22 protein-coding genes are annotated in these 25691 nt (G+C 41.4%); 4 read left to right on the forward strand and 18 right to left on the reverse strand.

Annotated features, from left to right (window positions below):
- Positions 1-72: 72 nt before the first annotated feature.
- The 13 genes from AM592_RS07785 to AM592_RS07845 form a co-directional block, all read right to left on the reverse strand.
- Complete coding sequence (locus tag AM592_RS07785) at positions 73-3714, reverse strand: sugar-binding protein (RefSeq protein WP_053603265.1); 3642 nt, start codon at positions 3712-3714, stop codon at positions 73-75.
- A gap of 274 nt (positions 3715-3988) precedes the next feature.
- Positions 3989-4972: a hydroxyacid dehydrogenase gene (locus AM592_RS07790; RefSeq protein ID WP_098945296.1), complete on the reverse strand. Its 984-nt coding sequence runs from the start codon at positions 4970-4972 to the stop codon at positions 3989-3991.
- Positions 4973-4996: 24 nt separating this feature from the next.
- Positions 4997-5830: a sugar phosphate isomerase/epimerase family protein gene (locus AM592_RS07795; RefSeq protein WP_053603267.1), complete on the reverse strand. Its 834-nt coding sequence runs from the start codon at positions 5828-5830 to the stop codon at positions 4997-4999.
- Positions 5831-5896: 66 nt separating this feature from the next.
- Positions 5897-7243, reverse strand: coding sequence for an ABC transporter substrate-binding protein (locus AM592_RS07800; RefSeq protein ID WP_053603268.1), 1347 nt, complete (start codon positions 7241-7243; stop codon positions 5897-5899).
- A 35-nt stretch (positions 7244-7278) separates the two neighbouring features.
- On the reverse strand, positions 7279-8133 hold the full coding sequence (locus AM592_RS07805; RefSeq protein ID WP_225970341.1) for a carbohydrate ABC transporter permease: 855 nt from the start codon (positions 8131-8133) through the stop codon (positions 7279-7281).
- Positions 8134-8151: 18 nt separating this feature from the next.
- The gene (locus AM592_RS07810) at positions 8152-9069 is read right to left on the reverse strand and encodes a carbohydrate ABC transporter permease (protein ID WP_053603270.1); all 918 of its coding nucleotides are present in this window, start codon (positions 9067-9069) and stop codon (positions 8152-8154) included.
- A 35-nt stretch (positions 9070-9104) separates the two neighbouring features.
- Entirely contained in the window at positions 9105-9917 is an 813-nt protein-coding gene (locus AM592_RS07815; RefSeq protein WP_053606031.1) for a sugar phosphate isomerase/epimerase family protein, read from the reverse strand.
- Between the two features lie 19 nt (positions 9918-9936).
- A complete protein-coding gene (locus tag AM592_RS07820; protein WP_053603271.1) occupies positions 9937-11100 on the reverse strand; it encodes a dihydrodipicolinate synthase family protein in 1164 nt (387 codons plus the stop codon).
- Positions 11069-12262 (reverse strand): Gfo/Idh/MocA family protein, encoded by a 1194-nt coding sequence (locus AM592_RS07825; RefSeq protein ID WP_053603272.1) that lies wholly within the window; start codon positions 12260-12262, stop codon positions 11069-11071. Before AM592_RS07825 ends, AM592_RS07820 begins: the two co-directional genes overlap by 32 nt.
- A 150-nt stretch (positions 12263-12412) precedes the next feature.
- Positions 12413-13231, reverse strand: a complete 819-nt coding sequence (locus AM592_RS07830) for a helix-turn-helix domain-containing protein (protein WP_225970342.1) — start codon at positions 13229-13231, stop codon at positions 12413-12415.
- A 95-nt stretch (positions 13232-13326) separates the two neighbouring features.
- Entirely contained in the window at positions 13327-13785 is a 459-nt protein-coding gene (locus AM592_RS07835; RefSeq protein ID WP_053603274.1) for a chemotaxis protein CheW, read from the reverse strand.
- Positions 13786-13798: 13 nt separating this feature from the next.
- Positions 13799-14920 carry a M20/M25/M40 family metallo-hydrolase gene (locus AM592_RS07840; protein ID WP_053603275.1) on the reverse strand — a complete coding sequence of 374 codons (1122 nt, stop codon included), beginning with the start codon at positions 14918-14920 and terminating at the stop codon, positions 13799-13801.
- An 18-nt stretch (positions 14921-14938) separates the two neighbouring features.
- Positions 14939-16474, reverse strand: coding sequence for an acyl-CoA carboxylase subunit beta (locus tag AM592_RS07845; RefSeq protein ID WP_225970383.1), 1536 nt, complete (start codon positions 16472-16474; stop codon positions 14939-14941).
- A gap of 304 nt (positions 16475-16778) precedes the next feature.
- Here AM592_RS07845 and prli42 point away from each other — a divergent pair, with 304 nt between their 5' ends.
- On the forward strand, positions 16779-16871 hold the full coding sequence (gene prli42, locus AM592_RS24100) for a stressosome-associated protein Prli42 (protein WP_158320293.1): 93 nt from the start codon (positions 16779-16781) through the stop codon (positions 16869-16871).
- Between the two features lie 44 nt (positions 16872-16915).
- Here prli42 and AM592_RS07850 read toward each other — a convergent pair whose 3' ends face one another.
- Positions 16916-17890 (reverse strand): aromatic acid exporter family protein, encoded by a 975-nt coding sequence (locus tag AM592_RS07850; RefSeq protein WP_053603277.1) that lies wholly within the window; start codon positions 17888-17890, stop codon positions 16916-16918.
- A gap of 366 nt (positions 17891-18256) precedes the next feature.
- On the opposite strand from AM592_RS07850, the gene AM592_RS07855 reads away from it, so the two are divergent.
- Both AM592_RS07855 and AM592_RS25115 read left to right on the forward strand, forming a co-directional pair.
- A complete protein-coding gene (locus tag AM592_RS07855; protein WP_053603278.1) occupies positions 18257-19462 on the forward strand; it encodes a quaternary amine ABC transporter ATP-binding protein in 1206 nt (401 codons plus the stop codon).
- The gene (locus AM592_RS25115; RefSeq protein ID WP_053603279.1) at positions 19463-21196 is read left to right on the forward strand and encodes a glycine betaine ABC transporter substrate-binding protein; all 1734 of its coding nucleotides are present in this window, start codon (positions 19463-19465) and stop codon (positions 21194-21196) included. It abuts the gene before it with no gap.
- Between the two features lie 38 nt (positions 21197-21234).
- Here AM592_RS25115 and AM592_RS07865 read toward each other — a convergent pair whose 3' ends face one another.
- The 4 genes from AM592_RS07865 to AM592_RS07880 all read right to left on the reverse strand — a co-directional run bounded on the left by AM592_RS07865 (position 21235) and on the right by AM592_RS07880 (position 24493).
- Positions 21235-21561 (reverse strand): MGMT family protein, encoded by a 327-nt coding sequence (locus AM592_RS07865; RefSeq protein WP_082363856.1) that lies wholly within the window; start codon positions 21559-21561, stop codon positions 21235-21237.
- A gap of 68 nt (positions 21562-21629) precedes the next feature.
- Positions 21630-22043: a BrxA/BrxB family bacilliredoxin gene (locus AM592_RS07870; RefSeq protein WP_053606033.1), complete on the reverse strand. Its 414-nt coding sequence runs from the start codon at positions 22041-22043 to the stop codon at positions 21630-21632.
- Positions 22044-22259: 216 nt separating this feature from the next.
- Positions 22260-23492, reverse strand: coding sequence for an MFS transporter (locus AM592_RS07875; RefSeq protein ID WP_053603280.1), 1233 nt, complete (start codon positions 23490-23492; stop codon positions 22260-22262).
- A gap of 23 nt (positions 23493-23515) precedes the next feature.
- A complete protein-coding gene (locus AM592_RS07880) occupies positions 23516-24493 on the reverse strand; it encodes an ArsR/SmtB family transcription factor (RefSeq protein ID WP_053603281.1) in 978 nt (325 codons plus the stop codon).
- A gap of 185 nt (positions 24494-24678) precedes the next feature.
- On the opposite strand from AM592_RS07880, the gene AM592_RS07885 reads away from it, so the two are divergent.
- Positions 24679-25602: a YegS/Rv2252/BmrU family lipid kinase gene (locus tag AM592_RS07885; protein ID WP_053603282.1), complete on the forward strand. Its 924-nt coding sequence runs from the start codon at positions 24679-24681 to the stop codon at positions 25600-25602.
- Positions 25603-25691 lie beyond the last annotated feature (89 nt).

Consider the following 25691-nt stretch of genomic DNA (forward strand, 5'->3'; position numbering starts at 1 on the left):
GCCGTATCAAGGCTTGTTGAATCACTTAACAATCAGAAGGGGATAAAACTCCCCCCTGATTAAAAGCACATTTTAAAACGATGGTACAGAAAGTAAGTGCGGTGTTTTCGGCTGCAATTTTAAAGTTTTTCCTCCCGAGTCGACATCGTTTATTTTATCTGTCCATTTTGAAATCCGTATACCGTTAATCGTAATATAAACATCCTTAGCTGTATCCGTATAGTTCGCGATGTTGATCAGCAGCCTGTTGTTATAGACCACGCTCCGCCATTCTACCCCGTAAACAGGCTTATTTGTTGCGGCATCCATCAACATGACTTTAATAAGTCTCATGTTGGATAACATCGGAATGACCACATTTCTTAATTCAGGAGCAGTCGGAGTTTCTGCAATTACCTTGGACCTTGAAAAAACCTTCTTACGGATATCTCCTGGCAGCGACTGATTGTGTTCATCGAATTTTAACGATTCCTGATTAAGAATAAGGATTTTCTTTCCGTAATCTCTGGAATAGACTTCAAGCTTATTCAAGGTTGATTTTTTCACATGGGTAGCCTCAGGTATGATAAGCAGCTTAATGTTGTCAAACTTGCCTTCTTGAATCTGTTTTTCAGAGATAAACCGAACCTTCTCACCGCTATAGCTAAGTGATTCGTAAGCGCTCCCAACCGCAGGAAGATATCCCGTGGAATAGACAAGCGACGGATTCGAGTACAGAATCGCAACTTCCGCTTTATCTTTCTGAAAAGCGGTAATCTCATTGGAAAGTCGGTTCAAGTCCAGATTGGTCTTGCCAACGGCCGATACAACATCTGGCCGATGCAGGAGACTGCCATAAATTACGCTGGTCGGATCGTTCGTGCGGTCCCAAACCCATAGAGCGGATGCACTTAGGCCGTGAATAGCCCCTTGCCAAACGACAGAACGAACATGCTTTGCCTGTTCCGGAGTGTAGTCATCATTTCCGTCACGAATGACATGGTGTTCTGAGTTATAGACAGGCGCTTGTCTAAAGGAATTCTGCAAATCATAAAATCTTAGTTCTTCAAGATATCCTTTTTCCCCTTCGTCGATATAGTTCCAGTTATCGTTACCATTGATGTGATTAAAGGCAGCAAACCGTTCCGGATCAATGCCTTGGGCAAGTTCAGCTTGAGTATGCAGTTTATTGCCCATTATTTTCGTTTTTACCGGCAATTCCGGTGCGAGCTCCTTAATCAAATCGGCCATCCACTTGTGCCAATCAGCGAATAACGTATTGTTAAACTCGACCCAGTCATAATAATGCGGGGTTGCTTCCAAGACGGTTGGCATTTTGACTTCTTCAAAGGACTGGTATTCTGTTCCGTAAATTCGGTTAAGTTCAGCAATACTGCCTTGGTAAAGTTCGGCCAAATAAGCATGCCATTTAGCTAGATGGTGTTCGTCGACGCTTGATTGATACGTAGGCTCATTCGTTAACGTTACACTATGCAGCGACGGATAGTCTTTTATCATTGGTATAAGTGTGCGAAGGTAATCACCGATTATTTCTTTGGCTTTTGGATGATCAAAGTTAAATCGGTAAAATCCATTATTGCTGCTTCTTAGCTCCGGCCATTTTTTCAAAGCGAAATCTGGAAAATAATGTGGTGACAGGAGCAAATTGACGCCAACATCATGATTTGCTGCGTTAGCTAATACGTTTTGAATATCATTTTCTATAGTTCTTTTTGATATGGCATATTCTTTGCCTTCTGCCGGACCGCCAGTTTCAAATCCTGGATTTTGTAAAAGATTCTGATCTGTACCTACTTCCTTCATACTTACATCATCGATCCAAACGTCGCCGATAATATTTTCAGACAGGATCACAAAGAGGAATTCTGTCTCATCTGCTCCAGTCTTATATTGCAAGGTTCGTTCCATCCAATCGTACGTTCCTCTTGGAAAGTAATGCCTTGTACCCCAGTTTTTACCACCAGGAAACCAAACGTCTTGAACCTCTCTTCCTTTTACCCATGCCTTTATTTCATATGTGGTATTCGGCTTAACCTTGATTCTTTGATTGGCATGAATATAAACATGAGGGGTCTTCGGCGTTTTATTTGTAAAATGCAGCGACGCCTGGCCGGACTTCGCAGTCGATGTATCTCTTCCGGCATCGGCATTAATGTTTCCGTTTCGGCTAATGGTCCAATAATCCAAATAAGTTGGCGGGAAGATTACCCGATTCGGACCTGTTTCGATTTGAATCATATTCGTTCCAAAGTTCTTAAACTGCGGAATATCTTTTCTTACCTGGTCAAAATGTCCGTAGCCCATAAAAAAGATTGGGCGCTTTTGTATTAAGCCTGTTTGCGAGTTAACGGTATTTCCGATAAATGAAGATTGATATATCTCAGGCTTTCCAGTTACATAGCGTGGAACACTTTTCGCTTTTTTGCTGCCATCCAAATAATCTCGCAACCGTGTTATGGCATCGTTATACTTGGCTTCCAGGTCTTCGATTACATAAACAGCGCGCTCCGGCATGTCTCGATCCACATCCTGCCGCCCATATGTGATGAAATTTTTAATAACGGTTGCATCGACTTGTTCATAATCAATCGGAATTTTCTGATTCTTCGCTTCTTGAAGCATATGCTCCAATTCAGGCAGTTTGCTTTCAATTGAAGTAAGCCTGCTGTGCATCGACTCCTTGCTCGGGTGAACTTTGACTGTTTGTGAATCCTCCCTCGTCTCACCCGTTGCCTGTTCTTCAGCTGAAATTGTCACGGATTGTGTTCCAATCTCAGGAAACGCATGATTCAGCGTTTCAGTATACGCTTGCTTTGCAGGAACCGTTATCGTTTTCTCAAGATTTGCTTCCGGTACAGAAATCTTCAGTTCGACAGGCTGGTCACTGTAATTAGGCACAAAAAAAGTATATTGGCCCGTTTCCTGCGCATATAATTCTTCTGTTCCATCCAGCCAGACATCCCATTTTTGATCAGACGCAATCAAATCGAGCTCTGCAAAATGACTGGCATCTTTTGCCATACCGATTCCGGCCGTCCATTCGATCCAGCCTCTCCTTTCCGCACCATCATTATCGTTGAAAAGGATTGAAAACGGAAACGGTCCTGTTGGTTTTTCCGCAAATATAGCATTCCACGGAATTTTCGCCTCATAAATCGTGATGTTATCGGTTTGTTCTGTAGCCATCTGTACTGACTCTTTGCCTACTAACGCTGATCCATTGCTCCACGACCATATATCCGGTTCACCATTTGCGTTTGCGAAGCCGTATTCAGGGCCAAATTGTTTGTCTTCACCGTACCCGAATGCCATTTGAAGACTGTCACCATTCCACATCTGGCTGCCTGGATAAGTCCGGTGGACATTATCCTTTACAGAGGCGGCAATATAAAGCGCTTCATCGTCATGGGCAAAATAGACTTGAGCAGATAAGTCATCTATACCTCCCCATCCGTTTATATAAACTTGTTTTTTAGGATCAGACGGCAGAACAACACTCATATAGTCGTTCCATTCATCCAATTGGCCATCTATTTCGATTCCCGTGTTGGCGAGAACCGGGGCGTACTTCCCATTCCCAAAAGAGTCTTTCAACTCCTCAAAAGGAATAAATGCTCCCTCTTCAGCTTTTCCGATGTCGATAAAGGGGGTACTGAAAACGCCTGATAGCAGAAGGCATGCGATTAAACATGTAATCCCTACCCGCTTCACCATTTTGGCAATCCTCCAATACTTTAGTTTCGAAAAAAAGTCATAAAATCCGGTCATATACAAAATTTACCATTTTACAATAGGCCTCAACCCCTTTCTCTGTCTATCAATTATTTATGCCTATTGGATATTTCATTCAAATTTTTGCAAGCTGAAACATGCGGAGACTCTACTCCACCTGATGGGAATATCCCACCATCGTTTCGCTTATAAAAGTTTAAAAATTACAAAAAAATTTTGAGCTTCTGTTTTTAATAGATGAGGTTTTATTTTGAGCTTAAGCCATTGTAGAGGCAATTTCCCTGGTGATTTCCCATTTCATTGGTCTGCCTTCGATATATCGCTTGGCTTCTTCAGCCATATATTCACCCATTCTCTCGCACTCCTTTGACAAAGAACCAGCAATATGCGGTGTAAGAATAACATTGTCTAATGAAAAAAGACGTGAATTTTGCGAAGGGGGTTCTGGTGATGTAACGTCCAGGACAGCGAATAAATCGGGGCGACTTTCAAGTACCTCGATTGCATCCGATTCCCGCACAACGGCTCCTCTTGATGTATTAATAAATGTGGCATTTTTCTTCATGGAATGTATGTGGTGTCCAGTAATCATCCCTTCCGTTTCTTTAATGAGAGGGGTGTGGATAGAAACAACGTCTGATACTTGGAACAGCTCCTCCAATGAACAAAGCTGGACATTCAGCGCTTTTGCTTCCTCCTTTGAAACGTAAGGGTCGTAAGCGATGACAGTCAGATCAAAAGGCTTTAACAGCTCGCACACTTTTCTTCCGATCATTCCGAGAGAGATAATTCCGACAATTGAATGGTAAGCTCCAGGCACTTCAAACTTTACAGGATACTTTCTTTCTTTTTTTACTTGATTGACATAGTTCCAGCCTCGTTTTAAAGAAAACAGAATCTGTGACAAAGAGAATTCAGCAACAGGTACAGCGTTTGCGGCAAATGCACTTGTAATTTGAATTTGCCTTTCCCAAAATTCTTTCGTTACGACATGCTTTATGGATCCTGCCCCGTAAAAAACAGCTTTTAAATTCGGGGCAGATTTTAAAAATTCCTGATCCATCACCGGACAGCCCCAGCCAGTAAATAAAACGTCTGCTTTCTCTAAAAGGGATGGATTTTGTATAATGGATTCTTTCGTTTGCGGCAGCTCATAAATCCGCACCATTTTTTCAATTTCTTTATAAACACTGCCGTAAACAAGTTGACAATCATCTAGTATAAATAATCCATTCAGCACTTTTTTTCCGCCTTTCATTCATCCTTAAGCATTTGTGTATTGTTCTGCAATTGATCTCATAAATTCCGCAAACTGTTTAAAAGCGATTTCCGGCTCCTCAATTTCCGGGCACCACTTTTTTTCCCATTCCAATGTATAGTAGCCGTCATAACCTTTTTCTTTTAGTAAAGAAAATATGTTCTCGAGAGGAACATCTCCTTCGCCCAGCAGGCAAAGCTGGTATCCCCGATCAGTCTCTTTTTTCACATAGGAGTCTTTCCAATGCGTGTATTTTATCCGCTCTCCAAGGATCTCCCACGTCTTTTGAGCCTGTTCGCCAAACAGCCGAAAAGGGTGGTGAACATCCCATACAACTTGAAGTTTGCTAGAATCGACATGTTTAAACAGCTCTTTCACATCGCCGCACTTGGTCCAATCGTCATGCGTTTCAAGAAGCAGGGTCACTCCATGGTTTTTAAGGACATCAAGCATAGCTTCTATGTTTCTGGCAACTGTCTGAATAGCTGCTGAGCGGGTCGCCCCCTTTATATGTCCGCCAAATACCCGAATATAAGGAGTATCAAAATAATGGCACAGCCTGATATAGTTGATAAGCTCATAAAGGTGCTGCTTCAGCTCAGCATCCGATTCAGTAAACAATGTAATTGAGCTTGAAAAACAAGGAATTTCTAAGTTCGATTCGTGAAATTTCCGTCTGGTTTCCTCTCTTTCTGTTGAAAATTCAGGAAGTTTATAAATATCAAATTCTCCTAAGTATCCACGAAAGTCTATCCCTTGATAGCCGTTTTCCAAAGCGTTTGATATCATTTCTTCTAACGTCCATTCCGGACATCCCAACGTTGTAAAAGCTAATTTCATCAGCTTCTCCTTTCCCATACATAATACAGGCAGAATCCTGTTTAGAGGATTCTGCACCTGCACATCTTATTTTTTCGTTTCAAGCCAATCTTCACTTTCTGTTTGCGCCTGTTCTAATGCCTCTTTTGCCGTCAATTCTCCAGTCAATGCTCCTTCAATCTTTGATTGGAGAATAAAACGCGGCTGCGAAGAAGCCCAAGGATATCGCGGAGCAATTGGAGTAGCCAATGTTTTGATTGCTGCTGTCGTTAATGGACTATTTTTTACGCTGTCCCATTCAAGCGACGATTTCACTACAGGAAGGACTCCGTGTTCTTCCCACATAAACTTTTGGTAAAAATCGGATGATGTGAATTTGAGAAACTCCCAGGCAAGCTCCTTGTTTTTGCTGTTTTTCGCAATTGCAAAAGGGCTTCCGGCAAACATTCCGCCAACACCTTCACTATTCTTGAATTCATCGACGATTCCAAGCCGTCCGTCTAATTTTTCCGCAAAGTCCAGCTTTCCATCTGGCCCCTGATTCAGCATAATCGCAATGTTATTATCCTTCGTCAGCCATTTTTCAGAACCTTGGGCGCTTACAAGACCTTTCGGCGCATATTGTTTCAGGTCCAAAAGCCAATTTAAGCCTTTTTCCATTTCTGGAGAATTAAACTGGAATTTCATATCTTTAAATTTGAAGCCTGATCCCCACGTTGCATTTTGTCCTTCTACCGCATTTAACAAAGTGAAAAGTGTGGAATGGTTGCCCATGAAATAGACCCCATAGTTTTCTTCCCCTGTTTTCGGGTTTTTCCCTGTCATTTTCTTCGCTTTTTCCGCTATTTCTTCCAAAGTCGGATTTTCTGATAAATATTCGACTCCCCAATCATCAAAGAGCTTTTTATCAAAATAAATAAATCGTGTATCTCCGAATACTGGCAAGCCGTAAGTTTTAAGCTCTTCATCGTCTGGCCCCATCGTTTTCCAGCCATCCATCTGATTATCAATATAAACGCCTAAATCGAATTTATCCTTTTCTATGAAAGGCTCCAGCGGTTCCAAAAGTCCTTGGGAAGCAAAGTCAGTAATACCTGGCATTTGATAAACATCAGCTTCTCCTGAACTAATCATCGCTTGTGTTTTTGGCACGTAGTTATCCCATGGAACATTTATAAATTCAATTTTAGCTTCCGGATGCTGCTTCTGAAACTCATCTCTAATCACATGCAGACCTTTTGATCTTTTACCGGTTGTCGGATTCGTGGCATCATCCAGTTTAATATCACCTAAAATTTGCACCTTCAAAGTTCCTTTCAGACCATCTCCTTCTGGTGTCTCTTTAGTAGAGCCCTCATCTGAATTACAGCCGGATAAAAACAACGCAAATACCATCAGACAGACTAGTGGAATGGACCACCATTTTTTCTTCATAATTGACCCTCCTTATTTTTCAAAACAGCCTATCATTACTCTCCCTTCAAACCACTCAGTGCAATGCTTTGAATGATATATCTTTGGAGAAAGAGAAACGCAACAATGATCGGTAATATACTTAGTGCCGCTAATCCCATTGTCAGTCCGGCATACCTCGTTCCGCTATCGAGAGAAAATCCGGCGAGAAATAGTGGAATCGTTTGCAAATTCTGATCGCTTAACGCAATGAGCGGCCAAATCAGCTCATTCCAGCTATTCATAAACGAGAGAATACACATCGTGGCTGTAATAGGACCTGTTAAGGGCAAATATACCTTGAAAAAGATTGAAAGCTCCCCTGCCCCGTCAATTTGTGCTGCTTCCCGCAGTTGAGAAGGCAATTGATCAAAATACTGCTTGCATAGAAAAATGCCAAATCCATACAAAATGGATGGTGCAATAAGCGGAGTATAGGAATTTAGCATTCCGACTTTATTAAACATCGTATACAGAGGAATCAGCCGTGCTTCTATAGGAATCATCATTGTTGCCAGTACGAGAATAAACAAAACTTTTTTACCTTTAAATTCGCCCTTTGAAAACGCGTAACCCGCAAGCAGGGATGTAAACACCTGCAAAATGACTGATGAAAATGTTACGATGCTTGAGTTTAAATAGGCGCGAAATAATTGGACATTCTCAAATATGATCTGGTAGTTTAACAGGGAAAATTGTTCAGGTATAAGTCTTGGCGGAAAAGGAATTGTTACATTTGCGTCCTGTTCAAAGCTGACGCTTACCATCCAAAGAAAAGGAATGATCATTGTGATCCCGGTTACAAGGAGAATTGCGAATTTAATCAGGTTCCATCTGTTTTTTGTCTGCTGATAGCTGATTGATCCTTTCACCCTTTTCATCCTTTCCTGCTATATTTTCAATTTGGTTAACTTCAAATTAACCAAAGTGAATATAAAGATGATCACAAATAATACATAAGTTGCAGCAGAGGCAATTCCAAATTCAAAGCCGGTAAAACCTCTTTCGTAAATATAACCTACCATTGTTTGCAGGGAACGGTTTGGACTTCCTCCAGGCCCTCCAATGACAAAGACGTCACTGAACCGCTGCATGGCACCGATCCAGCCGGTAACAATTAAAAATGCGAACGTACCGCCCATATTAGGGATTGTAATAAAGAGCCATTGCTGAAAACCGCTCGCTCCATCAATTTCTGATGCCTCATACAGCTCGCTTGAAATCGCTTGCAAATTTGCCAAGCAAATGATGACGCCAAATCCTAACCAATGCCATACGCCAAGCAAAATAACTCCCCATTTTGCGCTTGTAGGCTCTGACAACCAGGCTGAGGTAGGCAGCCCCAGTTTATCAAGGACAAAATTCAGCATACCCATCTCAGGATGAAGAACAAATGAGAATACCATTGCAGCTGCAACGATTGATGTAACATGAGGCAAAAAGAATAAGACTTTAAACAGGTTCTTCCCCCATTTAGACGTGTTAATTAAAGATGCGATTATAAACCCAAGCGGAATCGCAATCAACATTTGGAAAAAACCGATGTAAAAGGTGTTATAAAATGCATTCCAAAACGGCTTCTGTCCCAGCACACGTTCATAATTCTTAAGCCCCGCGTACGTTTCTATCGTTCCATTTGAATGAACAAAGCTGAGACGAAGGGATTCGATTACGGGATAAAGAATAAAGAGAACGATGCCTAAAACAGTCGGCAAAACAAACAGATACCAAACGTATTGATATTTCTTTCTTCTTTTTTTGATTACGGTTGCCCTCTTATTGATTACATCTGTTTGCGGGAGTTCCATTACAAACTCTCAACCTCCCTTCCTTATTTTCGCGTTTACACATGGATGAGATAGCGCTGTTTCATCTCATCTAACACTTCATCGCCCGGCCGGTTCCAAATCTCTTCATTAAAAATTTCTACCTCAATCGGGCCTTGATATCCTGCTTGTTCTACAGCTGTTCGAATTTTGTATATATCGATCACACCATCACCCATCATGCCACGGCCCATTAATAAATCAGGAGTAGGCACTATCCAATCAGAGACATGGAAGCCAAGAATCCTTCCTGAAGCCCTCCTGATTTGATGAAATAAGTCATGGTCCCACCATACATGAAAAACATCAACAACGACCCCAACTTGCTGAGGAGCATAGCATTCAGCAATGGCATTTGCTTCCGCCATCGTTACAATAACGCATCTTTCCGCTGCGTACATCGGATGAAGCGGTTCTATTCCAAGCTTTATCCCATACTCTTCAGCAAAAGGAACGAGCTTTTCAATTCCTTCAGCGACCATCTGCCGAGCACTGTCGATATCTTTGTCTGGTGAAGGTCCCGATACGAGCACCAATACGTCAGTGCCTAGCTCTGCAGCCTCTTCTACCGCCCGTTTATTATCGTCCAGCCTCTTTTGCCTTTCAGCTAAAGTGGCTGCAGGAAACATCCCTCCTCTGCACAAGCTGGAAACCTTGAGCCCGGCATCCTGAATCAGCCTTTTTGTTTCATTGAGCCCGATTTCATCCACCTTATGCCTCCATAAAGAAATCCATGGAATATCCGCTTTCACACAGCCTTCAACAGCTTCACGCACGTTCCATTTGCCGGTTGTAATTTGGTTTAAGCTTAACCGATCAATCGTTTGCATTTTCACCTTTTCGAACCCCCTATTCAATCCCTGCAAGCGCCAAGACTTTTTTCATTCTTTCAGCCGCGAGATCCGGATCTGAAAGCAGCCCGGCTTGATCCGCCAGAACATAAAGATCAGCAAGATGAACAATCGATCTGGCGCTTTCAGCTCCTCCTATCATTCGAAAATGTGATTGATGTCCGTTTAAATAGGCCATAAACACAATTCCTGTCTTATAGGAATAGGTAGGTTTCTGAAAAATATGCTTTGATAATGGCACGGTTTTTGCCATTATTTCTTCGTAACGTTTAATGTTGCCGGTATCCAGCGAATGCAAAGCGAGTGAGGCTGCCGGTGCAATGGCATCAAAGATTCCGAGAAGCGCATTGCTGTAACCGCTTTCATCACCGAGAATAAGTTCCGGGAAATGAAAATCGTCACCCGTATACATTCTTACTCCATCGGGTAGCAGCTGCCTCATTTTCACTTCTTGACTGGCATCCAAAAGGGAAATTTTAATTCCGTCTACCTTTTCCTTATGATCCCAAATAATATTCAGGCAAATCTCCATCGCTTCATTGATGTGATTATGGCCCCAATAGCCTTTCAATGCCGGATCAAACATATCTCCAAGCCAATGAAGAATGACAGGTTCAGATACTTGGTTCAAAATGCTCCCATATACCTTGTCGTAGTCTTCAGGAGCTTCTGCCGCTTGCGCCAGCGCTCTGCTTGCCATCAAGATAATTTGCCCGCCATGCTTTTCAATCAAGCTGCATTGCTCTTCATAAGCCTGTTGAATCTCTGAAAGGGTTGCTTTTGCGCCAGGCAAAAGCTGATCCGTCCCTGCACCGCATGCAATCCGGGCTCCGATCGATCGGGCTTCGGCTATGGATCGCCTGATGAGTTCCTGTGAGCTCTCCCAGCCAAGCCCCATTCCACGCTGTGCCGTATCCATGGCTTCTGCAACGGCAAATCCGTGAGACCATAGATAATGACGGTATTTTAACGTATCCTCCCAATCGATTTTAGGCTGCAAGATCGGATCTGTATCGGTAAACGGATCACATACGACATGAGCTGCAGAAAAAGCAATTCGGCTTTTAAATTTAGTTGGTGTAATGTCTGCAGCTGTTTTTTGCACCTGCTGATAAAGATATAAGGAGCCGTCAGCTCTTGGCAGCTTTAACGCTGTACTCATCCTTTTCTCCCCCAATTGTCAGGTTCGGAACATCAACCCACCGCCGTTCCTTCCAAGAAAGCAGACCGAGCTCTGAAAGCTGGCTCCCTTTTGCGCCTTCCAACAAAGACCAAGGAAACGGATCATCTAGTGCCACATGCTTAAGAAACATTTCCCATTGAAGCTTAAATGCATTTTCGTTCTTATCATTTTCCGGAACTTCCTGCCATTGGTCCATAAATTTAAATGGATTTGCTATGTCCGGGTTCCATACAGGCTTCGGCGTGTTTACCCTGTGCTGAATCTTGCAATCTCTTAATCCAGCGACAGCGCTTCCTTCCGTCCCATCAACCTGAATCGTGAGAAGGTCATCACGGTTCACTCTGACTGCCCACGAAGAATTCGCTTGAACAATAATCCCTCCTTCTAATTCAAACGTTGCATAGGCTGCATCGTCGGCTGTACAGCTGTAAGTATTTCCATCTTCATCTATTCTCTTTGGGATATGAGTCGCTCCGATACAAGAAAGCGCTTTAATATCTCCGAATAAATGATCGATCACATAGCGCCAATGGGCAAACATGTCAAGAATGATTCCCCCGCCATCTTCTTTTCGGTAATTCCAAGATGGGCGCTGGCTTTTTTGCCAATCTCCTTCAAAAACCCAATACCCAAATTCCATTCGAACGGACAGGATTTTCCCGAAAAATCCGGAATCAATCAGCCGTTTCAGCTTCAATATGCCTGGCAAAAATAATTTGTCTTGAACAACACCGTTTTTGACGCCGGCTTCATATGCGAGTCTTGCTAATACAAGAGACTCTTCTAAAGTTGTGGCTGTCGGCTTTTCGCAATAAATATGTTTTCCGGCTTGAATTGCTTTACGAATGTCTGCTGCACGCCTCACTGTTGTTTGTGAGTCAAAATAAATAGTATTATGCGAGTCGGCCAAACATTCATCTAAATTCGTACTGATACGGTCGATGTGGCAGCTGGACGCCAAGTTTTTCAGCTTGCTTTCATTTCTTCCGACTAAAACGGGATCAGGCATAATCACATCACCGTTTGAAAGGGCAATGCCACCCTCTTTTCGGATCGCTGTGATTGATCTTATTAAATGCTGATTGGTTCCCATACGGCCAGTTACGCCATTCATGATAATTCCTAAATGAATCGTAGACATAAATGCCCCCCTCTCGATTGGTTCATTAGATGCATTTAACCTAAGTATAGGGGTGCTTTTAGTAGATCGTCTTACACAAATGAGAAGTGAATTTGCAAAAACGGAACTAATTTGCCATACGAGTTTCATAAGCAATAAGCATTATCGGCTTTACAGCTCCTTCACTCTATTCATTTTCCGAAATTTATTTGGCGACATCCCCACCAAATTTCGAAATGAACGGTAAAACGTAGAAAGAGTTTCATAGCCAACTTCAAAACAGATAGAAACAATATCTTTTTCCGTTTCGGTTAATAGGCTTTTGGCCCGGTCGATTCTTACCTTTTGTAAATATTGCAACGGTGTTTCGTGGTATTTTTCTTTAAAGATATCATTAATGTATCGAGGAGAAATGTTAAAGGTTGTGGAAAGAGATTCTGCTGTAATATTTTCGAAGTAATTTGCTTCAATGTAGTTTCTCATTTGGTTCGATCGTTTGTCATTGGCATGTTCAATCTTTTTATTTTTATTAAGTCGGACGAGAATCAGCAGAAACTCGAATAAATAGACCGGAGATGAATATTTGCATAGCGGATCGTAATCGGTTTGTTCGAATAGCATTTTTCGCAATAACTGCCTGACTTCACTTGCCCTGACGAGATCTAATTGAAAATGAGATGTTTGCAGTCTAAAGGCCTGCATTAAGAGACTTTCAATATCCTGTCCCAGTATTTTCGAGAAAGCCAAAACGAGGACAGTTAGTTTGGAATGGGCTTTTATGGAGTGTACCGAATGCGGAACAATTAATACCACTTGATCTTTAGAAAATTCATACCTTTTTTTATCTACGTATAACTCCCCTTCTCCTTCGAGTGCATATAGGAGTTGAAAATGATCGTGGTAATGCTCTGAAATAAAATGGCCTTTAGGATGTTTGCTTTCATACAGATGCACACCTGAATCCGGCATGTTCAGCTTTTGAAATTTCACTTTCGAACCTCCTTTCTGCTTGCACCAGTCTTTCATTCATAGTTCATGAGACGAAAAGCACGATTAAAAGAGCATTTTCGGTCTCATGACTATATCTATTGGGCATGTAAAGCAGAAGAAATCGTTTCAATACCCTCTATACCTTGATACAGATGCTCCGGCAGAAGCTTTACGACCAGTTTCCCGTCTCTTTCAACAGCTCCTCCGAAATAATCGGCAGGGGTCGAGCGTATGGACATTGTTTTTACATCACTTGCTTCCATCTCTATGATGTCATCTGCACAAGAAACGAGGCAGCCTAACGTGCCATACGCAGAAGATAGCAACAAAAGCTTGCTTTCTTCATCCTGCACGATCGGCCGATGGGCAACAACTGTCCCTAAATCGATGACTGGGACAAGCTCCTTTCTAATTTGGGATACCCCGAGAATTTCTTCAGGAAACCCACCAATCGGAGTAATTGTGCCAGGCAATTCAATTGACTGAATTTTACTTATATCCACGAGAAATAATTCATTATGAATATGGAACAAAATTGCTTTAAACGTCCCCATTTTCTTCCCTGCCTTATCTTGGATTTACTGTGCTTTCTGCTATCGCTACCACAAGTTCAGCTGTTTTCACAAGCTCCTCGATTGGCATTTTTTCATTTTTCGTGTGAATCTCTTCATAACCGACAGCCAAATTAACAGTTGGAATGCCATGACCAGCAATTACGTTGGCGTCACTGCCTCCGCCGCTCGTCAGAAGCTCGCAGCTTCGCCCGATTTTTTCCGCTGCCTGCTTAGCTACTTCAACTACTAAGTCACCGTCCTGATATTTAAAACCTGGATACATAATGTCAATATTAACTTCAGCTCTTGCTCCCATTTCCTCTGCTGCTTGTTCGAAGGCGTTTTTCATTTTTTGAACCTGAGCTTCCATCTTTTCCGCGTCCAACGAACGAGCTTCAGCGAGAATATCCACCTGATCGCAGACGATATTTGTTTGAGTACCGCCTTCAAATCTGCCGATGTTTGCAGTCGTCTCACTATCGATTCTTCCAAGCGGCATTTTTGAGATGGCTTTCGAAGCAACTGTTATTGCAGAAATCCCTTTTTCAGGAGCCACGCCGGCATGGGCTGTTTTACCGTAAATCGTTGCTTTTACTTTTGCTTGTGTCGGTGCCGCAACGATAATATTTCCTACTTTTCCGTCTGAATCAAGAGCATAGCCATATTTTGCAATTAGTAGTGATGGGTCAAGCGCCTTTGCTCCCAATAGCCCTGATTCTTCGCCAACCGTAATGACAAATTGAATTGTTCCATGCGGAATCTGCTTTTCCTTCAGAACCCTGATTGCTTCCAACATAGCAGCAAGCCCTGCTTTGTCATCAGCACCCAAAATTGTCTTTCCGTCTGTTTTCACGTATCCTCCCTCAATGACAGGCGTCACTCCGTTTCCTGGAACGACTGTGTCCATATGAGAAGTGAAATAAATCGCATCTGCATCAGTTGTACCTTCAAGAGTACAAATAAGATTGCCTGCTCCATGGCCGGTAATTGATGTCGTATCGTCTTCAATGACGGAAAGACCAAGATCTTGAAACTTTTTCTTTAAAACTTTGCAAATTTCAGCTTCGTGCTTTGTTTCCGAGTCTATTTGAACAAGCTCTAGAAATTCTTCTATTAATCGTTTTTCATCGATCACTTTGATAACCTCCCAAATTTATAGCGGAATGTTTCCGTGTTTTTTTAAAGGTCTCATATCACATTTGTTTTTCAACATTTCCAAGGCATGAATCAGCATTTTTCTGGTTTCACTCGGCTCAATAATATCATCTATCATCCCAGCTTCTGCGGCTTTATATGGATTGGCAAATTGTTTCCGGTACTCTTGAATTTTCTGTGTCCTGGTTCCATCAGGATCATCGGATTGCTCGATTTCCTTTGCATAAATGATAGAGGCTGCTCCCTCAGGTCCCATGACTGCGATTTCGGCATTTGGCCAGGAAAATACAAAATCAGCCCCGATCGCTTTACTGTTTAATGCAACATATGCCCCTCCGTATGCTTTCCGCAAAATCACGGTGATCTTAGGGACAGTGGCTTCCGCATATGCATATATGATTTTGGCTCCATGTCTGATAATGCCTTCGTGCTCTTGCTTAATGCCCGGAAAAAAACCTGTAACATCTTCAAATGTAATCAGAGGAATGTTAAAAGAATCACAAAACCTGATAAATCGGGCAGATTTATCAGCAGCATCAATATCCAGGCTGCCTGCCAATGTTTTCGGCTGATTGGCAATGATACCTGCCGCCTCGCCATTTACTCGAGCAAAACCGATGACAATATTTTTGGCGAAGTTCTGTTGTACCTCCATAAACGAGGCTATGTCAACGATCTCTTCAATCACTCTCCTGACATCATAGGTTTTGCAGCTTTCTGTCGGTACTAGCTCGGACAGGGCTGGCCGATCATGATTTTCGTCTGGAATGATTGAAGCACTGGGAGGCTTTCTCTCAAAATGCTGCGGCAAATAAGTAAGGAGTTTTTTTACCTTTTCTAATAGCTTTTCCTCAGTTCTCTCAAAAAAATGGGCATTTCCACTAATCGAATTATGTACTTGAGCACCACCAAGACTCTCTGAGCTTATATGCTCACCAGTGACAGCTTCAATGACTTTAGGACCAGTGATAAACATATTACTCGTTTTTTCGGCCATAAAAACAAAATCAGTCATTGCCGGTGAATAAACCGCTCCGCCTGCACAAGGTCCTAGTATGACAGAGATTTGCGGAATGATACCCGAGTAAAGGACATTACGGTAAAAAACTTGTCCGTATCCATCTAATGATACCACACCCTCTTGAATTCTCGCACCACCTGAATCGTTCAAACCGATGAAGGGTGTTTTGTTCGATGCAGCAAGATCCATGACAGCCGCTATTTTCTTCGCATGTACCTCTCCAAGCGTCCCGCCGTAAACTGTGAAATCCTGAGAAAACAGATACACTGGCCTTCCGTTTATTTTCCCATAGCCTGTGACAACGCCGTCTCCGGGATAACGGGTTTTTATTCCGGGATCCCTGCTCTCCATGAATGTATACAGTTCCACGAACGAATCTGGATCTAATAAGAAATCGATTCTTTCTCTTGCCGTCAGCTTTCCTTTTTGCATCTGCCGATCAATTTTTTGTTCGCCTCCGCCGGCCTCAGCCAACCTTCTTTTTTCATACAGCTTAGTTAGATGATCGTACATATCCACTTTACCTGTCTCCTTTCCTATCGGTTTCATATAAGAACACAGCGAGTAGATCCGGGAGATATACAATATCTATAAAATTTGTTTCTTCATTCAAATCGTCTGCTTCTATAACATATGCAAACATTCACTAATATTTGTACTGATCCTGCTTTTTCATATTTTTGCTGAATCGGAATTTCTAAACACGGTTAAAATCTAAATATCCTGCCGGGCCATATTTCATCACATCTTGTCATGCTTGTCCTATGATAAAAAACAAGATAAAATAAGAGAAAGCAATTTGAACGGAGGTTGTAAAATGCAGCGAAAGGCAATAAAAATAATGGCGATCATAATGGCTGCAATCATGTTAATCAGCACGTTGTTAACCGGAGCGGCCTTATTTTTATAGAACGAAAAAGCCTGACACAGTTCTTGATGTGTCAGGCTTTTCTATTAGGCATCCTTGAGTTTTTTTGCGGGTTTTAATCCTTTAAAATAGCTTTTGATAACAAGGTACTGCTCCATCTCGCCAATAAAATGGAACAGTGCTGCCCTCACTTCAAATTCCTCTCGTGTTTTCGGAAGCGGCATGTCTTTGAATTCCTCTCGCATTTCGCACAATTCCCGCAAAAACTTATGGGCAGTATTGCCCGGATGAATATGCTCTTTTAAATCTCGGATGAACACTGCAATTTTTTTGCTTTGTTCACCCGAAATGGGAATAGAGGTTAAAATCGGTAATGAGCGTTCGATGATCTCGAACTGTTTTTCGCGCATTTTAAAATAATGGTAATATAAATTTTCATGCCGCATCATATGATTTTCAACATCTCGGAATGCTAAACTTTTTGCTTTATTGATATGGTCGTGCGTTTTATGAATTTCCTTTCCTGTCCAGTCCTGTTTTCCTGTTAAAAGATAGTTTTCAATCTTCTCGAATATTTCAGCGAAATCGTCCTCTATTTTTTGCTGATAAGCCTTTAAATCTTTTTCAAGATTAGGCATATAGAGGTTCATAACCAAGGCAAAGATGATACCGATGATAAGCAGCATCAGTTCATTTTTTATCAGCGATAACGTAATCCCGTTTGACATATATAAATGCAGAATAATGACAGAGCTAGTTACGACGCCTTCTTTTACTTTAGTATATACGGTCAACGGAATAAATAATAAGATTAAAATCCCTATAGCGAAAGGGTTATACCCGAGAAATTCAAACACAAGATAAGATAATATTATGGCAATACAACATGCGGCAAATCTTGCCCATGATGCTTGTAGTGATCGTTTTTGAGTAACTTGGATACAAAGAATCGTAATGATTCCGGCTGAAGCAAAATTGTGCAAATTCAATAATTGGGCTGTAAATATGGCCAAGGCCGTACCCAATGCAGTTTTTACCGTTCGGTAACCTATTTTAAACATTATAAACCCTTTCTGTGCTGTCAATTTAAATTTTCATTTCAAATTTGGCAAAGACTATTCTAAACGATTTTTCACAAAAAGTCTTGCTTATTTTATCCTTGCTTTAGAAAAAATTTAAGATAGTCTTAGAACAATTGTTTACCATGGTTAAACTTGTTGGGCTCAGCACAGCTGTCACGCTACTTCAAGTGGGATTGCAGCATCCATAAAAATCAATAACAAACTTTGGTTTGCAAGTGTTTTCACTATTATTATTAGCCCATTATCATTTGCAATCAAAACTTTTTTCTTTATATAATAACAAAGTTGCCGATTTTTGCTTCTAATTGGAAAAACTAAAATATCTATTTCTAGTGAGGTGTGTAAATGGAACCAAAAGTAGTAGTAAATAACGTAACAAAGGTTTTCGGCAAATCGAAGCGAAACGCCATAAAATTACTCGAGGAAGGTTATTCGAAAAATGAAATCTTAAAGGAAACGGGAGCAACGGTTGGAGTCAATAAAGCCAGCTTCGAAATCTATCCTGGTGAAATTTTTGTCGTAATGGGCCTTTCCGGAAGCGGAAAGTCAACGCTTATCCGTATGTTAAATCGATTGATCGAACCGACAATTGGCCATGTTTTGATTGATAACGAAGACATTGTAAAAATGAACGCTCAAGCTTTAAGAGACGTCCGGAGGAAAAAGATAAGCATGGTTTTTCAGAACTTTGCTTTATTTCCTCATAAAACGGTTCTAGAAAATACGGAACATGGACTTGTCATCCAGAAGGTTCCTGCTGCAGAACGAAAAGAAAAAGCCAGACAAGCATTAGAGGTCGTAGGACTTAAAGGGTACGAAGATCAATACCCTTCCCAATTAAGCGGGGGCATGCAGCAAAGGGTCGGACTTGCCCGGGCTCTTACAAGCGATACAGACATTTTATTAATGGATGAAGCGTTTAGTGCTTTGGACCCATTAATTCGCAAAGACATGCAAAGTGAGCTATTAGAGATTCAAGAAACGATGAAAAAAACAATTATTTTTATTACTCACGATCTTGATGAAGCTTTGCGAATCGGTGACAGAATTGCTTTAATGAAAGACGGCAGTGTGATTCAAATCGGAACACCTGAAGAAATCATGATGAATCCTGCAAATGAATACGTAGAACAGTTCATTGAGGATGTGGATCTCTCGAAAGTCTTAACGGCTTCTCATGTTCAAAAACAGGCGGAACGAATTACTCCTGACCGCGGTCCGAGGGTAGCACTGCAAATCATGAAGGAGCAAGGATACTCAAGCATATTCATCGTAGATCGAAAACAAAAACTGCTGGGTGCCATCACTGCTGATGACGCATCGAATGCAGTCAAAGAAAACAAATCGGTTGAAGATGTGATGCAAAAGGATATCGTTACAGTTCATGAAGATACACTGCTTGCGGATGTAATAGATGCCCTTTCGACTTCAGCGCTTCCACTTGCTGTAGTTGACGCGGAAAACCGATTAAAAGGCGTGATTATCAGAGGGGCTGTAATTGGAGCTCTCGCCGGCAATAAAGATGATTTGAACGTAAAGGAGGAGATTTAAATGGGGCTGCCAACTTTACCAGTAGCTGAATGGGTTGATGCCCTAGTGACCTGGATTGTCACGAATTTCGGTGGTTTTTTCAATTTGGTCAGTAACATAACTGAATCCTTCTTAACCAGCCTTGAAAAAGTATTGGGTTTAGGTCCGTCTTGGGTACTCATTATTTTGCTAACATTATTAGCGTTTTACACAAGCCGGTGGACAGTTGGACTCTTTACACTTATAGGGTTATTATTAATCGAAAATTTCGGATTATGGGATGCAATGGTAAGTACGCTTGCCTTAGTACTTGCGTCTGTTGTCATAACGATTATATTAGGAATCCCGCTTGGTATATGGGCTTCCCACAATGATAAAGTAAAGCAAATCGTAACACCAATACTGGATTTCATGCAGACAATGCCTGGATTCGTATATCTCATTCCAGCCATCCTCTTTTTTGGAATAGGCGTAGTACCTGGAATTATCGCTTCTGTGATTTTTGCGATACCTCCAACTATACGGTTAACGAATTTAGGTATACGAGAAGTTCCAAAAGACTTAATTGAAGCTTCGAACGCATTTGGCTCGACCTCTTGGCAAAAGCTATCGATGGTGCAGCTGCCGCTTGCTGCTCCAACCATTCTTGCAGGGGTAAACCAAAGTATCATGCTCTCATTATCCATGGTCGTAATTGCTTCATTGGTTGGTGCACCCGGATTAGGTGCGGAAGTCTATCGTGCTGTTACTCAAGTTCAGGTAGGAGAAGGCTTCGTAGCCGGATTATCAATTGTTATCATTGCAATTATTATGGACCGGATTTCTCAAAACTTACGAAAGCCAGCCTACGGGAAAGCCATTTCTAAAGCTTATGTTTACGGGTTTTTTGCCCTCGTAATCGTCGTATCGTTTATTGGTGTTTCGTTCGCCGAAGGGCAAAAAGGAAATGGACCTGCAGGATCAGCAGGTGAAGAGGTGAATTACCAGATCACTGGAATTGATCCAGGCGCCGGACTCATGAAAGCTACAGAAAAAGCGATGGCCGATTATGGTTTGGAAGGCGACTGGACATTAAAAGAAGGTTCTTCGGCTGCGATGACCGCACAACTGCAGAAGGCTTACGATCGTCAGCAGCCAATTATTGTCACAGGCTGGACCCCACACTGGATGTTTAGCAAATACAAATTGAAGTATTTGGAAGATCCAAAAGGTTCATTTGGCGAGAGTGAAGCGATCAATACAATGGTAAGAAAAGGATTGGATCAAGAAGCTCCAGGAGCATACAAAATTCTCGATCAATTCCATTGGGAAGCTTCTGACATGGAAGAAGTCATGAGGGACATTCAAGAAGGAACGAAGCCTGAAGAAGCAGCAAAAAAATGGGTGAAAGACCATCAAGACGCTGTTAAGAAATGGACAGATGGTGCTCAAAAAGGAAACGGCCAGAATATTACGTTAGTCTACGTGGCCTGGGAGTCTGAAATCGCCAGTACCAATATAATTAGTGAGGTACTAAAACAGTCTGGATATAACGCATCAATGAAACAAGTAGAGGCAGGTCCGATGTTTATCAGTGTAGCTAATGGAAGTGCAGACGCTTTAGTTGCTGCATGGCTGCCGACTACCCATGAAGATTATGTTAATAAGTATAAAAACCAATTAGTAGATCTTGGTCCAAACCTGGAAGGTACTAAGCTTGGTCTGACAGTTCCAGAATATATGGATATTGATTCAATTGAAGATCTAAAGAAATAATTAAAAAAGCGTGATGAACTTTCATTCATCACGCTTTTTCACGTTGTATCAGCTATATTTTTTGGATGATGCTGATATTCGTCAAGATTGATTGCGATCTCGCTATTAAATTCAATCCCTTCGCTTTCCAACGCTGATTTTTGGGAGAAAAAGAGTTCATCTTCTTTTATCCCTATTTCCCCTTTCGAATTGATCACGCGATGCCAGGGAAGCTTGTGTTTTTTGCTCATGGAGTGAAGTACTCGAACGACTTGTCTCGCAGCTCTTCGATTTCCAGCCAAAGCCGCAATTTGGCCGTATGTCATTACTTTTCCTGATGGAATTTGTTTAATAATTTCAACAACTCTTAATGTAAAGCCCTCCAAACGACAGACTCCTTTCAATAAAAAAACTCCCAAGCCTAATAAGCGGCCTGTGGAGCTAATAGTCAAATTTATACTTCTTCACAATGTTCTTCAAAGGCAGCTTGGAGCTTATTTACTACTTGCATCGGATCATAGCCTTCAATCTCATGTCTTTCAACCATAGTTACAAGTTTCCCGTCTTTTAATAAGGCAAATGAAGGTGAAGAAGGTGGATACCCTGTAAAATAGCCTCTTGCTTCAGCTGTCGCATCTTTATCCTGTCCTGCGAACACGGTCACCAAATGATCCGGACGTTTATCAAAATGGATTGAATGATGGGCTGCAGGCCTGGCAATCCCTCCTGCGCATCCGCACACTGAATTCACCATAACAAGCGTCGTTCCTTTTTTAGCAAAAGCTTCTTTTACTTCTTCTGGAGTTTTTAGTTCTGTATATCCGGCAGAGACAATTTCCTGTCTTGCTTGTCTGACCACGTCATTCATAAACAAATCGAAATCGATATTATTCAAGCTGACCTCTCCTATTCCATTTCTATTATCTCTCTATCATATCAGGGAACCGAATAAAATCCAAATGACTAAGCTTAGGCTATATTTGTGTTTTTTTGTATACTCCTTAAATATGCAGTTTTTCTCTAATCATGCTATTCATTCACTTGAGACAATGATCCATCATAAAAAAAAGAAGAAAATAAAACCTTATGGAGCTGCTGCATCCTTCGCAGTTGCAGATACGTCATCGTTTAGTTGATGGAATATTGGAAGACAAAAAGCTGTAACTGTTACGATTGTCATCAAACCACCAATGATGAAAAAGAGAATCGGTATACTCCAGGTTTCTGCTACGATACTTCCGAGCATGGCTCCAACAGGCATTCCTGCTTGTGCAAGAAGTATGCGGACTGCAAATACCCTGCCTCGCAAATGATCAGGAACTCTTCTTTGATACAGTGTTGTATTGTGAATATTAAAGGTGATCGCTAAGATTCCATGCAGGACAGTTACTAAAAACGAAACGATAAAATTGGTGCTTATTCCTAATATAATAAACAGGGACCCTTCAAACAGCGCGACCCCTAGCATCACGACACGCCGATTCTTTGGTTCTTTCAAGCTACCCGTTATAACAGCTCCCAGGATCATTCCTAAAGAAAACGCAGAAGTAAACAAGCCGTATTGAATTGAGTTTCCCCCTAAATAATCCGTTACATAAGGCAAAAACATTGGAATCGCTGCGCCGGTACAGAAGTTCATGACCATTAACAACAGGCCGACTCCGAGTAAAACCGGATACATTTTATAAAAGCTTAATCCTTCCTTGAACTGAGAAAACCAACTTTCCTTTTTTTCAAAGTGATGATCCGATTTTGGCAATAAGCAGAGAAAGAACCCTGCACCTGCTAACGTTAACACTAATAGTCCCAGAATAAATCCTGCTCCGGTAAACTGCAGCAGCACACCTCCCAACGCCGGACCAATCAGCATCATTAGTTGATTTGTTCCTTCCAAAAAGGAGTTCCCTTTCATCAAGCGTTCTTTTGGCAATACTTGTGCGACATACGCCATACTTGCCGGGCGGAACAGCGGCTCAGCAATTCCCATCAAAACAGCGATGGCATACATATGCCAAAGCGTAAGGAGATTAGTAAAATAAAGAAGAGCTCCGGCGAGAAAAACCCCGGCTCTCAACCATTCCGAAAATACCATCACGCTCCGGCGATCCCATCGATCAAGATAAGGTCCTGATAGCAGCTGCGTTAACAGACTTGGGATCATAAAAAACACCCAAATGCTTCCCATAGCGATTTTTGACCCAGTTAAATCGTACACAAGCCATGACATAATAAATACCGCAAATGTGCCACCCAATGCAGAAGCAGCTTGACCAAGCCAAATCCACAGAAAAGATCGAGTTTTAAACAATTCCTTCATTCTTTCATCCCCTTTTTAGACCTCTATCTTACATTTTTAATGTAATCGGATAGTAGAAGAGAAACGTCTTGAATCCTGGATTCACGCAAGCTATATCGGTCGCCGTCTTTGTTAGACGAATGCAGCCGTATCAAGCCTGCAGCACGCAGCACAACTAAATGGTGATGGACGGTGCTTTTTGCAAGTTTAGTTTGATTAACAATCTCCATAAAACTCTTTTGCTCTTCATGTACATAGCGCAGAATTTTCAGGCGGGTTTCATCCGCCAAGCACTTTGTCACTCTCATTAGTTTTCTTGAAGGTTCATTCGATTGGACTCCATCCAAATCGATCGGGTATAAAAACATTTTTAAATTTTTGAAATTTTCGTAAACATTAAATGGATTTGAATGAAATTGAGGGATGAGCACGACTTTTTTGACTTGATCATCCTCTAAACAGATACCGTTCGTCGCCTTCTCGATTAATTGAACTGAGTTCATAGAGTCCGCAAGTTCTTTCATTTTTTGTGCTTCCTGTTTTAGACTGTTAAGGATTTCGTCCTGAATCCCGCTGAAATATTCCTCATTCCATTGCTGCCATAGGTCAAGAAAATAGTCTTTTAATGCACTAAAACCATGTTCCTCAATCCAACGATAGGTATATGTTTTTTTGAATTTTTTTACGTCTTCTTCATGTTTTTGGGCGAGGATCGACAAATGGATGTCCTTAAACTCTTTTTCCTTCAGCGATGTCATCCATTTCAAAAATTCGGGAATGCTTTGTTTATTCGGAGAGCTGTACACATAAAATAAATCCATTCCATGATCTATATAAATTCGATCCTCCTTAATTTTCCGTTTCAATTCTGGTGATAATTGGTTATCTACTTTTTTGTACCAAGGCTTGCCAAGCTCAATAATTTTTTTCTCTTTTTTGCTCATGTAAATGTACAAGCTAATAGCAAGCTCGTAGACAGGTGAATAGTCGATTTCAATCTTAATGTGTTGATCCTGATTCATTAAAAGTTCGACCTCCATCGAACGAAATTATTATAGTTCGATCTTAATCGAACTCATTACATATTTCAAGTATTTTCCTTCTTTTGGCTAATGGTACCATGCCGAGTAAGTTTGACTCACTATAGAATGTAAAGTTACCATGGGATGAATTCATTTTTTATAAAGCAGGTAAAGGAGCCTTTATGATGAAAAAAAAGAAAGCTTTACTGATTTATAATGGGAATGCCGGGCAAAAAAAGATCGAAAAGACATTAGGAGCCGCCGTTCCCATTCTTTCGCAGTATGTGGACGAACTCGTAATAAAACCAACGAAAAAAGAAACAGACGCAGAAGAATTTTGCGAACAATTAGATGAAGACGTAAATTACCTGTTTATCCTTGGAGGCGACGGCACAGTCCACTCATGTATAAATGGAGTCGCCGGACTTCACAAAAAACCTGCAATCGGTATTCTGCCCGGCGGAACCTGCAATGATATTTCAAGGTCCTTACAGATTCCCCAGCAAATTGAACAAGCTGCACACGCGTTAACAGGTGGGGAGCTAGTTTCTATCGATCTTTTAAAAACGGATCAGCAATATGCGCTTAATTTTTGGGGAATCGGACTGATTACAGAAGCATCAGAAAATATCCGCGAAAACGAAAAAGCGGTGATTGGTAAATTAAGCTATTTTACAAGCGCATTGCGAACATTATCCAGAGCCGAACCCTTTGAAGTTGAAATGTTAATCGATGGAGAAAAAATAAATGATAAAGCAGTAATGCTCCTTGTATTAAATGGACATTTTATCGGTACAAACCGGATACCGCTTGCAAATCACATGATGAATGATGGATTGGCGGATATTTTGATTTGCAGAAATCCAAGTCTTTCTGCTTTTAAGGAACTTTTGGCGTTAGACGATAAATCCGCTTCAGAATTTGATAAGGATGATCTATCCTTTTACCAAGGAAAATCGATTGAAATCACGACCAAACAAGAGATGAAAGCAGATACAGATGGAGAGATTTACACAAAAACCCCTGTCAAAATTGAAGTGCTGAAAGGACACTTACAAATGATCGTCCCAGCCGACAGCGCAATAGCAAGACCGTCCTCTACTGATTGATAAAGGACGGTTTTTTTGACAATGCATTTGACCTTTGAATTTTTATGCATCGGCTGATAACATATTATTGGGCAATGCCCCTATTCTTT

It is taken from the genome of Bacillus gobiensis, assembly GCF_001278705.1.
In the GTDB taxonomy this organism is placed as follows: Bacteria; Bacillota; Bacilli; order Bacillales; family Bacillaceae; genus Bacillus; species Bacillus gobiensis.

Bases quoted from the DNA above. Each gene is read 5' to 3' on its own strand.
- AM592_RS07785 (WP_053603265.1), bottom strand. From the start codon at position 3,714: ATGGTGAAGCGGGTAGGGATTACATGTTTAATCGCATGCCTTCTGCTA.
- AM592_RS07795 (WP_053603267.1), bottom strand. From the start codon at position 5,830: ATGAAATTAGCTTTTACAACGTTGGGATGTCCGGAATGGACGTTAGAA.
- AM592_RS07800 (WP_053603268.1), bottom strand. From the start codon at position 7,243: ATGAAGAAAAAATGGTGGTCCATTCCACTAGTCTGTCTGATGGTATTT.
- AM592_RS07810 (WP_053603270.1), bottom strand. From the start codon at position 9,069: ATGGAACTCCCGCAAACAGATGTAATCAATAAGAGGGCAACCGTAATC.
- AM592_RS07815 (WP_053606031.1), bottom strand. From the start codon at position 9,917: ATGCAAACGATTGATCGGTTAAGCTTAAACCAAATTACAACCGGCAAA.
- AM592_RS07820 (WP_053603271.1), bottom strand. From the start codon at position 11,100: ATGAGTACAGCGTTAAAGCTGCCAAGAGCTGACGGCTCCTTATATCTT.
- AM592_RS07825 (WP_053603272.1), bottom strand. From the start codon at position 12,262: ATGTCTACGATTCATTTAGGAATTATCATGAATGGCGTAACTGGCCGT.
- AM592_RS07835 (WP_053603274.1), bottom strand. From the start codon at position 13,785: ATGGGGACGTTTAAAGCAATTTTGTTCCATATTCATAATGAATTATTT.
- AM592_RS07845 (WP_225970383.1), bottom strand. From the start codon at position 16,474: ATGTACGATCATCTAACTAAGCTGTATGAAAAAAGAAGGTTGGCTGAG.
- prli42 (WP_158320293.1), top strand. From the start codon at position 16,779: ATGCAGCGAAAGGCAATAAAAATAATGGCGATCATAATGGCTGCAATC.
- AM592_RS07850 (WP_053603277.1), bottom strand. From the start codon at position 17,890: ATGTTTAAAATAGGTTACCGAACGGTAAAAACTGCATTGGGTACGGCC.
- AM592_RS07855 (WP_053603278.1), top strand. From the start codon at position 18,257: ATGGAACCAAAAGTAGTAGTAAATAACGTAACAAAGGTTTTCGGCAAA.
- AM592_RS25115 (WP_053603279.1), top strand. From the start codon at position 19,463: ATGGGGCTGCCAACTTTACCAGTAGCTGAATGGGTTGATGCCCTAGTG.
- AM592_RS07870 (WP_053606033.1), bottom strand. From the start codon at position 22,043: ATGAATGACGTGGTCAGACAAGCAAGACAGGAAATTGTCTCTGCCGGA.
- AM592_RS07875 (WP_053603280.1), bottom strand. From the start codon at position 23,492: ATGAAGGAATTGTTTAAAACTCGATCTTTTCTGTGGATTTGGCTTGGT.
- AM592_RS07880 (WP_053603281.1), bottom strand. From the start codon at position 24,493: ATGAATCAGGATCAACACATTAAGATTGAAATCGACTATTCACCTGTC.
- AM592_RS07885 (WP_053603282.1), top strand. From the start codon at position 24,679: ATGAAAAAAAAGAAAGCTTTACTGATTTATAATGGGAATGCCGGGCAA.